This window comes from Methanobacterium paludis, assembly GCF_000214725.1.
GTDB lineage: Archaea > Methanobacteriota > Methanobacteria > Methanobacteriales > Methanobacteriaceae > Methanobacterium_C > Methanobacterium_C paludis.
Genome location: NC_015574.1, coordinates 1380774 through 1395256 on the forward strand (window position 1 = coordinate 1380774; position 14483 = coordinate 1395256).

At 35.8% G+C, this 14483-nt stretch carries 9 protein-coding genes; 6 read left to right on the plus strand and 3 right to left on the minus strand.

Going from position 1 to position 14483, the window contains the following annotated elements; all coding sequences use genetic code 11:
- Window positions 1-126: 126 nt before the first annotated feature.
- Window positions 127-3042, minus strand: a complete 2916-nt coding sequence (locus MSWAN_RS13070) for an Ig-like domain-containing protein (RefSeq protein ID WP_013825810.1) — start codon at window positions 3040-3042, stop codon at window positions 127-129.
- Between the two features lie 836 nt (window positions 3043-3878).
- Window positions 3879-5759 (minus strand): Ig-like domain-containing protein, encoded by a 1881-nt coding sequence (locus tag MSWAN_RS12265; RefSeq protein ID WP_013825811.1) that lies wholly within the window; start codon window positions 5757-5759, stop codon window positions 3879-3881.
- Between the two features lie 723 nt (window positions 5760-6482).
- Between MSWAN_RS12265 and argC the strand changes: the two genes are divergently transcribed.
- From argC to MSWAN_RS06455, 6 genes are all read left to right on the plus strand, one after another.
- Window positions 6483-7493, plus strand: coding sequence for an N-acetyl-gamma-glutamyl-phosphate reductase (argC, locus tag MSWAN_RS06430; RefSeq protein WP_013825812.1), 1011 nt, complete (start codon window positions 6483-6485; stop codon window positions 7491-7493).
- A gap of 565 nt (window positions 7494-8058) precedes the next feature.
- Window positions 8059-8553, plus strand: coding sequence for a flavodoxin family protein (locus MSWAN_RS06435; RefSeq protein WP_013825813.1), 495 nt, complete (start codon window positions 8059-8061; stop codon window positions 8551-8553).
- Window positions 8554-8680: 127 nt separating this feature from the next.
- Window positions 8681-9520, plus strand: coding sequence for a protein translocase subunit SecF (locus tag MSWAN_RS06440; protein ID WP_013825814.1), 840 nt, complete (start codon window positions 8681-8683; stop codon window positions 9518-9520).
- A complete protein-coding gene (locus MSWAN_RS06445; protein WP_013825815.1) occupies window positions 9517-10827 on the plus strand; it encodes a preprotein translocase subunit SecD in 1311 nt (436 codons plus the stop codon). Before MSWAN_RS06440 ends, MSWAN_RS06445 begins: the two co-directional genes overlap by 4 nt.
- Window positions 10828-11137: 310 nt before the next feature.
- The gene (gene pyrI, locus MSWAN_RS06450) at window positions 11138-11605 is read left to right on the plus strand and encodes an aspartate carbamoyltransferase regulatory subunit (RefSeq protein WP_013825816.1); all 468 of its coding nucleotides are present in this window, start codon (window positions 11138-11140) and stop codon (window positions 11603-11605) included.
- A 520-nt stretch (window positions 11606-12125) separates the two neighbouring features.
- A complete protein-coding gene (locus MSWAN_RS06455; RefSeq protein ID WP_013825817.1) occupies window positions 12126-12530 on the plus strand; it encodes a secondary thiamine-phosphate synthase enzyme YjbQ in 405 nt (134 codons plus the stop codon).
- Between the two features lie 186 nt (window positions 12531-12716).
- Here MSWAN_RS06455 and pheT read toward each other — a convergent pair whose 3' ends face one another.
- Window positions 12717-14414, minus strand: coding sequence for a phenylalanine--tRNA ligase subunit beta (gene pheT / locus MSWAN_RS06460; protein ID WP_013825818.1), 1698 nt, complete (start codon window positions 14412-14414; stop codon window positions 12717-12719).
- Window positions 14415-14483: the final 69 nt, after the last annotated feature.

Sequence of the window (14483 nt, forward strand, 5' to 3'; positions counted from 1 at the left end):
GTTTTAAAATAGTATTGAAATGGCAAAAGAGTATTGAAATGGCTCATTTTAATTTAAATAAATTTTCATAAAATTAAATAAAATCCTTTAAAACTGTTCAAAAAAAAAATAAAAAAAATTGGAAAATTAAAATGGTAGTTCCGCATATGTACCGTATATCGTTGCCGTTGCCGTGTTCCAGTTGTTTATAACTCCAAATGTGTTTCGAGAGCTTATAGCATCTGCACTATACCATTTTCCATCAACATACACCTGTGCCCAGACGTGACCGTACCAGGCAGTTGAAAACTTGCAGTAACCATGCTCATAACGAGCTGGAATACCTGCCGCCCTCTCAAGTGCGATTAGTAAATGAGAGGTGTCAACACAGTTTCCTGTTTTAGCATTCAACGTTCCAACTGCACCATAATTGGTGTTGTAATAGAATGAATAACCAATGTTATCCCTCACCCAATTGAAGATTGCCACTGCCTTAGCATACGTAGTAGTTGCACCGGCATTAGCAATAATAGATTTAGATAGCGCGATTATCTGAGCATTAGTAGACTGACAATTAGCTGTAGCCTGTAGATACTCCTTTAATTCTGCTGGTATTGTTGATGTACTTGTTTTGTTGGTTATTGTTGTCCATGGGCTTACTGTTACGTAGTTTGGTAGTGTACTACTGTTTGTGTAGTAGAAGTTCAGTATTTTGGAGTAAATGTATACCGCTGATTCGAACTGAATATTCCCTAGAGAACTTGAAACATAGTTAGGAGCCGTTCCATTCAAAGAAAAATTAACGATCCTTTGAGCCATGTCAAGATACTCTGTTTTGTTGATGTTTCCAGACTTAACAGTGTCCGTTGGATTTGCAGGTGCACTCACATTTGGCAGCGCAATATTTGATGTTGTTCCATTTTTTATCTGCAACAAACAAACACTCATCATCTGTAAAAACTGAGCCATTGAAACTTGCGTAGTACTTATCGTCACGTAGTTAGGCAAACCATAATTTGCTTCAACATAAGCCTTCACCCTTGCAGATGCATCAAGTATCTGAGCCCTGGTGAATGTCACTGTACTGCTGTCTGTGGTAAATCTGGATACGTAACCTGCTACATTGTTGCCTGCTAAATCTGTCACACTACCCGTGTGGATAAGTAAAAGATATTTAGTATCTTCACTTAGAGCACTGCTGGGCGTCACTGTCAATATATTACCATTGATAGACCAAGTAGTAGGCACAATCGTACCGTTACTGTTTTGAAGCTCGATCCAGCCCGTGCCAGCTTTGATTGATTCACTGAAAGTGACCTTAATCACCTTACTCACTGCAACATTCACTGCGTTGTTTGCAGGATCCACAGCTTTCACAGTAGGTGCAACAGTCTCAACAGTGAATCGAGACACATAACCAGCAATCTTATTACCAGCTAGATCAGTCACACTACCTGTATGGATAAGTAAAAGATACTTAACACCATGACTTAAAACACTGCTAGGCGTTACAGTCAAAACTTTACCATTGGTAGACCAGGTACTTGGTACGATTGTACCGTTACTAGTTACAAGCTCTATCCAGCCAGTACCTGCTTTAATTGCTTCACTGAAAGTGACATTAATCACCTTATCAGCTGCAACGTTCACTGCGTTGTTTGCAGGATCCACAGTTTTCACTGTAGGTGCAGTACTATCCGTGCTGGTGGTGAAACGAGACACATAACCAGCAATATTGTTACCAGCCAGATCCGTCACACTACCCGTATGAATAAGTAGAGTGTACTTAACACCATGACTCAAAACGCTGCTAGGCGTTATGGTCAATATATTACCATTGATAGACCATGTAATGGGTATAAGTGCGCCTTTACTGTTTACAAGTTCGATCCACTTGTTTCCTGCTTGTATGGGTTTGCTGAATGTGACTGTGATTACTTTATCCACTGCAATGCTCACAGCGTTGTTGACAGGATCTACTGCTGTCACCGTTAGCTTGGCAACCTCATTATAAAAGTTCTCATCAATCAGCCCGTATCTGAACAAAGCATAACCTGATGAACCATTACCAATGGCAACTTGTGTGTCATTTATAAGCTCACTGGCTGATAAAGGCGTAGTATCAGTGTCGTTTTTGTAGGTTTGAAGACCCGTCACAACAGGCGTTCCATTTGCATGAGCTACAATATAAGCAGTGGTTGTACCTACCCAAGCACTAGTCGCATTGTAGTTCCCTTTATAGACCATTGCAACCATGAAATCAAGATACTGCGCAAGCGCACTGTAATCCTGCCCATAATACTTAGCATTCACAGATCCTTCAGGCATAACAGCCGCAGAAACAGCCACATCTTGTTTTATAGCCTTCACAGCACTATAAACCCTCTCAACAAAAGAAGTCACAGCATTCGTTGATGCTTGAATATTCGCAGTCTCATTCAATGATGCATTGTTTTTGTAGGCTGTTCCGGGATACCTGACGTAGTCAAGATGAATTCCTGCAACATCGTAGTTTTTAACGATGTTTTCAATAGCAGCGATCACCTCTGCCTCATGAGACTGTCCTGTAGATGATTGAGGATCAATCCAGTTTCCACTGGCATCCTTAAAACAAGTGATCCAAGCATGAACCCCTATTCCTGTGCCGTTAAGCTGAGCTAACACACTAGATAAAACGGTTTGATATGTGGGAGTTGAATAAATATTCGATTTCACAAATACGTCAGTGATGTTTGCCTCTTCCAATTCAGTTACGTTTATATTTTTGTAATCGTTGGTATTAATCCATAATGCATGGATGTTGCTATAAACATCACCAGCAGCAGCTTGCGTTGTATTCTCAGATTGAGTTTGATTAACAATACTGTTTTTGGTAGTACTTGTTATCAAGTTACTACTCTGATTAACGCTAGTCTGGTTAATACTAGAGTTAGTAGCGTTGATCGTCAACTGGCTAGTGATATTTGTAGTGTTTTCTGCACTAGAATTGGTTGAATTTAAGATTGAGGCTGATGCACCACTTAGACCGTACAATGCCACTCCACATAGGAGAAACATTGTCATGAATAATTTCCACTTAATTATACCGCCTCCGTGTCCAATAACGCTAAAAATTATCACTCTTAAACGTTATAGACATAGGATCGTTAATTCCTTTACTATATAAAATTTTTGATTTAAAAATCCAAAAAAAAGGCAGTATTAACCTGTTTTTTTGATTTAAGAAGCTCTATGAGGGTATTGAAATGAGTTAATACGGATAAGCCCGCTCCATTCCTATTTTTATCATATCTCCTTATCTAAAACCATTTTTAATGAAAAAAGAAATATCAAACGCTTTTTCATTCTCCAATACCATTTTAAAATTTAATATCAATGGATTTCTATCTAAATCAAGAAAAAAGAAAGATATAAATGTATTTTTCTGATTAAAAACTTATTAAACGAGTATTGAATGTAAATTTTAATAGTATGTTCCATTAAATCTTGTAAATATCACTTAAAACTGTTTTAAAATTCTATTTAAAACTAAAAAAAGTTTTAATTAACTTATAAAGTTAATTTTAAACTTAAAAAATTGTAATATGATTACACTAAATTTGATTAAAAGGTTTAAAAATCTATTTTTGTAAATTATAAATCTAATTAAAGCTAAAATATTTCATTAATTCTGTAAATTTGATATACGAGATAGTTGAAGGATTATAATCTGGAATAAAGCTTCATTTTCTAGAAATTAGTTTTTATTATTCAAATATCATAAACATTGAATTTTAGATATGTTGAATTTTACATAAGTATCCTGAAAAAATCATGCTAATAACATTCAACAGTTGGATAAATATTCATGGAATTAATTAATTTATTTAAAACTGTTCAAAAAAAAGAAAAATTGGAAATTAAAATGTTAGTTCCGCATATGTACCGTATATCGTTGCCGTTGCCGTGTTCCAGTTGTTTATAACTCCAAATGTGTTTCGAGAGCTTACAGCATCTGCCGCATACCATTTTCCATTGACATAAACCTGCGCCCAGACATGGCCGTACCAAGCAGTTGAAAACTTACAGTAACCATGCACATAACGTGCCTGAATACCTGCAGCCCTTTCAAGTGCTATCAATAAATGGGTTGTGTCAACACAGTTTCCTGTTTTAGCATTCAACGTTCCAACTGCACCATACTTGGTGTTGGAATAGAACGAATAACCAATGTTATCCCTCACCCAGTTAAATATTGCCACTGCCTTAGTATACGTAGTAGTTGCACTTGCATTAGCAATAATAGATTTAGATAAAGCTATTATCTGAGCATTAGTAGACTGGCAATTCTTAGTCGCTTGAAGATAAGGGCTGGGACTGACTGTGGTGAATCTGGATACGTAACCAGCCACATTGTTGCCTGCTAAATCCGTCACACTACCTGTATGAATAAGTAAAGTATATTTAATACCTTTACTTAAGGTACTGTTAGGTGTTATGGTCAACACATTGCCATTAATAGACCAAGTAATAGGTATCACTGTACCATTGCTGCTTTGAAGTTCTATCCAACCGTTATTTGCTTGGATCGGTTCACTGAAGGTAACTTTAATCACCTTATCCACTGCAACGTTCACAGCATTGTTTGCAGGATCCACTGTTTTCACAGTAGGTGCAGTAGCATCAGCAGTGAATCTGGATACATAACCAGCCACATTATTACCAGCCAAATCAGTCACACTACCCGTGTGAACAAGTAGAAGATAGTTAACTCCTTTACTTAAGGTACTGTTGGGAGTTACAGTCAACACATTACCACTGATAGACCAATTACTAGGCACAACCGTACCATCACTAGTTACAAGCTCTATCCAACCAGTACCAGCTTTGATCGATTCATTGAAGGTAACCTTAATCACCTTGCTCAGCACGACTTCCATTGCGTTGTTTGCAGGATCCACAACTTTCACAGTAGGTGCAGTAGCATCAGCAGTGAATCTGGATACATAACCAGCTACATTATTACCGGCCAGATCCTTCACACTACCCGTGTGAATAAGCAGAAGATACTTAACTCCTTTACTTAAGGTACTGTTGGGAGTTACAGTCAACACATTACCACTGATAGACCAATTAGTAGGCACAATTGTACCATCACTAGTTACAAGCTCTATCCAACCAGTACCAGCTTTGATCGATTCACTGAAGGTAACCTTAATCACCTTATCCGCTGCAACGTTCACAGCATTGTTTGTAGGATCCACTGTTTTCACAGTAGGTGCAACACTATCCGTGCTGCTGGTGAATCGAGACACATAACCAGTCACATTATTACCGGTCAAATCAGTCACACTACCTGTGTGAATAAGCAGAAGATACTTAACTCCTTTACTTAAAACACTGCTAGGCGTTACAGTCAACACAGTACCATTGATAGACCATGTGATAGGCACAACCGTGCCGCTACTAGTTACAAGTTCTATCCAACCAGTACCCGCTTGGATTGGCTCTGTGAATGTAACATTAATCACCTTATCCACTGCAACGTTCACAGCATTGTTTGTAGGATCCACTGTTTTCACAGTAGGTGCAACACTGTCAGTACTCTGAACACTAGAACTAATAAGATTGGTTTTCAATTGACTGGTTTTCAATTGACTAGAAGTATTTGGACTAGAAGTATTTGTAGTATTTATTACACTAGAATTGTTTACTACACTAGAATTGGTTGAATTTAAACTTAAGGCCGATGCATCACTTAGATTGTACAATGCTACTCCACATAAGAGGAACATTGCCATGAATAATTTCCATCTAATTATACCGCCTCGTCATGAATAATTTCCACTTAATTATACCGCCTCCGTGTCCAATAAAACGCTAAAGATTATCAATCTTAAACGTTGTAGACGTAAGATCGTTAATTTATTTACTATATAAAATTTTTGGTTTTAAAATCCAAAAAAGAGGCATTATTAACCTGTTTTTTTGATTTAAGAAGCTCTATGAGGGTATTGAAATGAGTTAATACGGATAAGCCCGCTCCATTCCTACTTTTAACATATCTCCTTATCTAAAACCATTTTTAATGAAAAAAGAGATATCAAACGCTTTTTCATTCTCCAATACCATTTTAAAATCTAATACCAATGAATTTCTACCTAAAACGGGAAAAAAGAAAGATATAAATGTATTTTTTCAATTAATAACTTATTAACTGAGTATTGAATCTAAATTTCAAGAATATGTTCCATTAAATCTCACAAATATCATTTAAAATAATTTTAAATTCCTATTTAAAATTAAAAAAACTTTTAATTAACTTATAAAGTTAATTTTGAACTTGAAATAAATTTTAATAGAATTAAATTGAATTTTTTGATTAAAAAAGGTTTAAAAACCATTTATTCTCATTGAGTTTAAACAAAATTTTAGGAGTAACATACTTCCTAATTTTCTCCTAACTTTATTTAAAACATTAATTTTTAATAGAAACAAAATCAAAGAAAAGTTAAGGTGAAAATATGATCAAAGTAGGTATAGTAGGAGCAAGTGGCTACACAGGAGGAGAACTCCTGAGATTCTTAAAAAATCATTCTAATGCAGAAGTTGTTGCTGCAACATCAAGAAAGTTCGATGGCATTCCAATTCACAAAGTTCATCCACATTTAAGGGATATTGATCTTAAATTTGAAAACCTGAAGCCCAGTGAAATTGATGCGGACCTTGTTTTTACCGCAACACCTCATGGGGCTTCCATGAAGATCGTGCCAGAACTCATTGAAGAAGGAGTAAAGGTGGTGGACCTCAGCGGAGACTACCGTTTCGAAGACACTGATGTCTATGAAAAGTGGTACGGTTTCAAACACACAAACCCTTTAGATGCAGTCTACGGACTTCCTGAGATCAACAGGGCTGAGATAAAAAAAGCAGATCTAATTGCAAACCCAGGATGTTTCCCAACAGGAGCAATACTGGCCTGTCTGCCTATTGTAGCTGAAAAACTTGTTGATACAATTATAGTGGATTCAAAAAGTGGTGTAAGTGGAGCAGGTGTGAAACCAACTGAAGCTAGTCATTATCCAAACTGCAGTGATAATGTTGCCCCTTACGCTGTTACAAGCCACAGGCACATGCCTGAGATCCAGGAGAAGCTCAGAAAATTTGGGGATGTAAAAGTATCTTTCACTCCTCACCTTGTACCAGTTACAAGAGGTATCTTAACAACTGCCCACAGCTTCCTCAAAGAAGATGTAAGTTCTGATTATGTGAAAGAGATTTATGATAAATTCTATGAGGGTGAACCATTTGTGAGAGTCCTTGATACAAGCGAAATACCAAGATTAAGTTCTGTCAGGGGATCAAACTACTGCCACATTGGTTGCTTTGATATAGATGAAAATGGAAGGATTGTTTTAGTATCTGCCATTGATAATCTGGTTAAAGGTGCTTCAGGTCAGGCCATTCAAAATATGAATTTAATGTTCAGATTCCCAGAAACAGAATCCATTGAAACGGTGGGACTGCACCCCTAATTTCTTTATAATAGGTCTGGATTATTATAAAGAAATAATTATAAAGATTAAAAAATTGGATCTTGAACAATTTGCTAATTTTTTTTTATCTGATAAATTAACCTTATCTGCTAAATTAATACCATTTATCAGCATTATCATATCGGAAAAACCAAAATACAATTACATAAATGTTAAAGAACGTAAATAATTCAAAATAGCCCATTAAATGATGATCAAATGATAATATCTTCTCGATAAAATGGATTTATGATATAAGTTAAATCATAAAAAACTTTTATCAAAAAACTCTTTAATATGTATACTAATATTATTAACGATATAAAAAATAAAGTAATTATACTAAATAAAGTCATATTAAGTTATATCAACCAAATTTGTAAATATATAAAGTATATAAATATTTAAATTAACATTTATGAATTACCATTTACTCTGGGATTATTAGTAAATATCTTTAATTATCAATAAATTAATTTAAAACTTGTAAATTCACACATTATAACTCTAATAATTCCATAAGGGAATATAATTCATATAAATAATATAGAGATGAGGTGCCTCCATGAAGACCGTAATCTTGTACTATTCAAGAACCCGGAAAACTGCTGTAGTTGCAAAAATCCTTGCAGAAAAAGTTCAAGCTGATACTGTTGAGATTATAGATCTAAAAAATAGAATGGGAGCTTTGAATTATATGGCTGCTTCCATGGACGCTTTGCGAGAAAATAAAACCGATATTAAACCATCTTCTGTCGACCTTACTGAATATGGCCTGGTCTACATCGGCACTCCAACATGGGCCAGTAAACCCGCCCCAGCTATCATCACATTAATCGACAAATGTGACCTAAAGGGTAAAGATGTGATCCTTTTCACCACAATGGGTGGTAGAGGTGGAAGGAACGTTATCGAGAGGATGAAGGAAAAGGTAGAGGCCAGAGGTGGAAGGATGGTAAACTCATTTATAATCAAAAGCGGTAATCGGGAACTTGAAGAGATAAAAGAAGAAGTAGATACAGTAATTGAAGAAATGGACCTAGAGATATATGGAATATAAATGATATGTGAATGATATATGGATAAATGAATATGTGAAGTTCATTTAAGAATATTATAAAAGAACATGATTAATATGAATACGAGATATAATATGAAACTAATACGTGGAATAATCTGGTGATTCAATGGTAACGAAAGAGAAGATTTTAGAGTCTTACAAACCCTTAATATTAATTCCAGTAATAATCACAATACTGGCCTTGGCATTGATAGCAACAAACGGTTTGAATGAGGGTATAGATCTTAAAGGAGGGTCTATAGTTTCATTACAGCTTGAAAAATCCATAAGTCAAGGTGACTTAAAAACTACAATTCAAAATGGGATAGGAATAAGTGATGTGACGGTCTCTGAAAGTGGTAACCAGGCCACAGTCGAGGTAGGGGGCGCTGCAGATGTTGTGAAATTTGCAGACTCCATTAACGGGATAGCAACAATAAATAGTTTTAGATCAGTAGGGGCCTTGCTAAGTAAACAAGCACTGACCCAGGTTTACTGGGCAATTGCATTTGCATTTATTTTCATGTCCATAACTGTTTTCATAATATTCAGGGATTTTGTTCCGTCTATTGCAGTTATACTTTCTGCTTTTGTGGATATAATTGTGGCAGTCGGTGGAATGTCCCTTTTTGGAATACCTCTTTCAGTTGCATCCGTTGGTGCAATACTGATGCTCATAGGTTACAGTGTGGATACGGATATCCTTCTTACAACGCGACTCCTTAAAAGGAAGGAAGGAACCATAAATGAAAGGGCAATTGATGCTATGAAAACAGGTTTCACAATGACAGGAGCCGCCATTGGTTCAATGGTTACCCTTTACCTTGTGGTAGTATTCCTAATACCCTCTGCACAGACCTTGAGTCAGATAGCTTCTGTCTTGATAATTGGTCTTGTTGCGGATCTAATGGCGACGTGGCTTATGAACCTTGGATTACTAAGATGGCATTTGGAGGGTCGCAAATGAAGGAAGGATGGATAAATTTCCTCAAAGATTATCGTGTGATACTGCTTGCAGTGCTCATAGTTGTAAGCATAGGTGCGATCTCAACATTCGGAATACAACAAGGTTTGGACCTAAAAGGAGGATCCCTCATCCAGATACACCTTGATCAGCCGGTTGATCAAAGCACCATGAACACCGTTACAGCGGTACTTGATAAACGTCTAAACTTATACGGTGTTAAAGATGTTAAAGTGAGACAAAGCGGTGATCAGGATGTTATTGCAGAAATAGCAGGTGTGCAACCCCAGGATGTTGCCAATATTGTTGGAACGCCCGGTAAATTTGAAGCAAAAATAGACAATCAAACAGCCCTCCAGGGTTCAGATATAACCACGGTCGAAACTTCCTCAGTTACAGGCACAACATGGAGTGTTCCATTCAAAATATCTGTTGACGGTGCAAACAAGTTTGCACAGGTTGCAAAGGGTAAAGGAGGAGCAACTGTTGAAATGTACCTTGATGACAAGTTGGTGTCAAGTCCGGAGTTAAGTGATGAACTTGCAAATGGAGTGGCTACAACTGAGGTTCAAGTTTCAGGAACTGCCTCAACAAAGGCGGATGCAGAGGTACAGGCCAAACAGATTCAAACAGTTTTACAATCAGGTGCTTTACCTGTTAAAGTGAGTATTGTAGGTATAAGTAGCATATCTGCTGAATTGGGAAGCCAGTTTAAAGATGGGGCTATAATAGCTGGTCTTATTGCGATAATTGTAATATCTACAATAATCTTCATAAGGTACAGAACCCCTAAACTCGTGCTGCCAATCATATTCACAAGCCTCGCAGAGGTTCTCCTGATCTTGGGAGTGGCTTCAATAATCAAGTGGAACATAGACCTTCCTGCAATAGCGGGTATACTGGCGGCCATAGGTACCGGTGTGGACGATCAGATAATTATAACAGATGAAGTTTTAAAGGGCAGTTTAAGTGAAAAATCCAGAAGAAAAGCTACAGGTATAAAAGTGAAGATTCAACATGCATTCTTCATTGTATTCGCTTCAGCAGGTACATTAGTTGCAGCAATGCTTCCATTAGCATACATAGGCTTCGCAAGAGGAACCACCGGAATAGGAGTTCTATCTGGTTTCGCATTTACCACCATAGTTGGTGTGGTAATAGGAGTCTTTATAACAAGACCTGTGTTCGCTAAATTCATAGAACAGTTACTGCTAAAAGACCAACCTGAACCAACATATGCAAGGAAAAAAGCAGCAAAGCCCGGTAAAAAAGGTAAGGATAAGAAAGGTAAAAAAGGTAGGAAAAACTAAAAAACTAAAATTTAGGGAAGAATTTCCTAAAAAACCTTCTTTTTCCTCTTTTTCAATATTTTTTTTCTATTTAATTTTAATTTAAATTTTAAATTTTGATCTATTTTTAAATTTTTTCTAAATCAAATTTTTAGTCTAAATCTATCAAATTTTAAAATAAGATGTGAATTCACATTATTTCAGGTTAACAAAATAAATATTATACATCTTTTGAAATGTAAAATTTTATAAAGTATAAATAATGGATATATTCATTGGATAAACTTCTTAGATAAGCTTCTTAAAATAAAAGGGAGATTTAAGGATATACATGAAAACTCCAAAAGAACTCAAGGTCAAACCGATAAAAAATGGGACAGTTATTGATCATATAACAGCTAATAAAGCTTTAAACGTTCTTAAAATACTCAAATTACCGAGCAAAAAATCTGCAGTAACCATTGCCATGAATGTTCACTCTTCACAGATGGGAAGCAAGGACATAGTTAAAATAGAGGGACGCGAACTAAAGCAGAGAGAAGTTGATAAAATAGCTTTGATAGCACCCAACGCCACCATAAACATAGTTAGGGACTATGAAATTGTTGAAAAGGGTAAGGTAAATCTATTAGATGAAATAAACAATATTCTAGAATGCCCCAACCCAAACTGTATAACCAACACAAACGAACCCGTAAAAACAAAATTTTACGTGATTGAAAAGAAACCAGTAACCCTCAGATGTTACCACTGCGAAAGGATCATGAATAAAGAAGACATTGAATCAGATTTATATTAAATTGAATATTTCAATAAAATCTCATTTTTTAGATGATTTTGTTATTTTAACCGTTCTATTTTTTGTTAGGGTACTTCTATGAACTGTATTGATAATTCTATTGATAATAACTCCTTTTTGATGCTTTTTTTGCTATTCCCTAGTTAATACCAACAATCAAACTACAATCAAACTACAATCAAACTACAATCAAACTACAATCAAACTACAATCAAACTACAATCAAACTACAATCAAACTACAATCAAACTACAATCAAACTACAATCAAACTACAATCAAACTACAATCAAACTACAATCAAACTACAATCAAACTACAATCAAACTACAATCAAACTACAATCAAACTTAAATAATTTTTAATAAAGTTAATCCATTTAGCATATCCATTTGCACATTCATCTTTTACATTATTCCATAGTTACACAATTTTATTACAGCGATAAAAGATATTATAAACATAGAACTCTTTAAAAAATTTATCAAAAATTTATCAAAAAAATAAGTGGTCCTATGAATATGGTAAAGGATATTTTGGATGTAAAAACCAATGAAAGAGTTGAAATTCTAGATATAACACCCCAACTGAAAGCTGCCCTCACTAAAACTGGAATAAAAACTGGACTTGTAACTATTTTCAGCAGGCATTCAACCTCAGGAATTGTTATAAATGAGAATGAATCCGGACTTGTTGAAGACTTTAAGAATGCTTTAGAATCTCTTGTCCCAACAAGCAAAAGTTACAAGCACAACAAGATAGACAACAACGCAGATTCCCATATAAGATCATTTATCATAGGCAGCAGCGAGACGATCCCCATAGAAAGCAGATCTCTTGGTCTTGGCACATGGCAGAGTGTTTTCTTTGTAGAATTGGACGGTCCGAGGAATAGGAAGGTAACTCTTACATTTATTGAGGAATAATTCATATTGAAAAATAGGTTCCGTATTGAAAAATAGGTTCATATTAAAAAATAGATTCGTATTGAAGAGTATTTGGCTTTCAGAGAAAATAATAAGATAATAATTAGTGGATAAAATAGAGAATTAGATGAAATTAAAAATAAAATAAGATAAATGATGGATTAAAGCCATCAAATGTAAAAACACTCAGTTGCTTTTAAATTCAACTTCAAATGCCACAACAGGATATTCAAGCTCAAAGTTGGTTATAACCTTCGGATTGACCTCTCCGAAAAATCCTGTAATGGAACCGTTTGCAGAGATCTCGGAAAGATTTTTCTCGTCCAGTTCTTTGTTATGGATTCCCCTGATACTTGCACATCTTCCACTTATAAATGAAGGATGATCAACAGGTTCTATTTCCATTTTAAGTCCCAGATTTACAACCAGAGCATCAGCAATAGATTTTATTTCTGTGAAATTTGCACTTGAATGCACCACAGCCCCTGCAAGCTTTTTAACGACTTTTGTGTACGTTTCAGCATTTCCATCCAGATATACAACATCCCCAATCTCAAAAATCTTTTGAGGAAGTTCTTCATGTTTATTATCCTCCAGAAACTCCATTAAACCATTTAATAGGCTTTTTCTTATCATGGTTCTGTCCTGGGATATTGGCTGGGCCACCATCACCCTTTCATCTTCTGGAAGTCCCATATATTCGTAGTGATGTTCCTCGTTGGTCAACATCAGACTCATAAATTCGTTGAAGCCCATACCTATCATGATTTCCCGTACTTTGTTTTCAAAAGCATTTGCTTTATTTTCATTGGCTATGGTTGCAATATCTGGAAGTTCTGACCCGATCTTTCGAAATCCGTAGCCAATTGCAATATTTTCAATGACATCAACCTCATGTAAGATGTCTATTCTGTAGGCAGGGACAAGAACATGGATTTTATCCTCATCTTCAGCTTTGGCATCAAGTCTGACACGGCGAAGCATTTTTACAACGTCAGAAGCTGTAAGATCCTCACCTATCAATCTTTCTGCATTTTTAACACTTACGTAGATTTCTTTTGGAGTGAGATCCGGTGTTTGAACCTTATGATCCTCATATATAACATCCACAGTTTTTATTTTACCCCCAACTTCTGCAAAGGATGTTGCAATGATGTTGAGTGCGTTGTTTACAGCCCTTTCATCAGTTCCAGTTACATCAATCAAAACGTTTTTAGTGTCTTGTGAAAGTTTTGTAAGGTCACCATTTATTATAGGTGGCATTGAAAGTACATTACCCTCAGAATCAACTATGAGGGGATATTTATCGAATTTCTGAAGTAATCTTGCGTATTTAACTCCTTTTTTGTGGCTATTGAGTATCTCACGCAGTGTCATCTTCTCAGTCATTTCAAGGGCCACAAATGATTCTTTATCAGGGTCTGCAGCTTTGTAGAAGAAAGGAGGTTTTAAAACATCCAGGTTATGAATTCCAATTGCAACCTTCTTCCTGTCCCTTCCAAGAACCCAGTGAAGGTCCTCCTGGAAGTCCATAAGCTGCCTGAGCTTTTCTTCAGTTATTTCAATATCTTCAACTACACAACAGACCGTGTAAGGTCTTATATTTTCAAGTTCAGGGTCCACAGTCATGCTCATGCCTGAAGGTGAAGTACTGTATTCAGGCATTCCTCCATCTATATCAAGGAATCCTTTAAGAGTTCTTGCTATTCCCTCCACACTGTAGTGGTCTGGTCTGTTAGGGAAAAACTCAACCTTCAATTCTTCATCACCGTAATCTTCTATGTCACTTCCAATCATTGGAAGCATATTTATAAGCTCTTCTTTTGGAATTTCTCTTCCTAAAATTTCGTTAAGATCCTTATAGGTAAAGTTTATAACTGGCATTTCAATCTCCTACTTCAATTGAAAAATTAAATTGATAAAAATTGTCTTTTTGTTTAATTTAGTTTAATT

Coding starts and splice junctions, on each gene's coding strand:
- MSWAN_RS13070 (WP_013825810.1), bottom strand. CDS start 3,042: ATGACAATGTTTCTCCTATGTGGAGTGGCATTGTACGGTCTAAGTGGT.
- MSWAN_RS12265 (WP_013825811.1), bottom strand. CDS start 5,759: ATGGCAATGTTCCTCTTATGTGGAGTAGCATTGTACAATCTAAGTGAT.
- argC (WP_013825812.1), top strand. CDS start 6,483: ATGATCAAAGTAGGTATAGTAGGAGCAAGTGGCTACACAGGAGGAGAA.
- MSWAN_RS06435 (WP_013825813.1), top strand. CDS start 8,059: ATGAAGACCGTAATCTTGTACTATTCAAGAACCCGGAAAACTGCTGTA.
- MSWAN_RS06440 (WP_013825814.1), top strand. CDS start 8,681: ATGGTAACGAAAGAGAAGATTTTAGAGTCTTACAAACCCTTAATATTA.
- MSWAN_RS06445 (WP_013825815.1), top strand. CDS start 9,517: ATGAAGGAAGGATGGATAAATTTCCTCAAAGATTATCGTGTGATACTG.
- pyrI (WP_013825816.1), top strand. CDS start 11,138: ATGAAAACTCCAAAAGAACTCAAGGTCAAACCGATAAAAAATGGGACA.
- MSWAN_RS06455 (WP_013825817.1), top strand. CDS start 12,126: ATGGTAAAGGATATTTTGGATGTAAAAACCAATGAAAGAGTTGAAATT.
- pheT (WP_013825818.1), bottom strand. CDS start 14,414: ATGCCAGTTATAAACTTTACCTATAAGGATCTTAACGAAATTTTAGGA.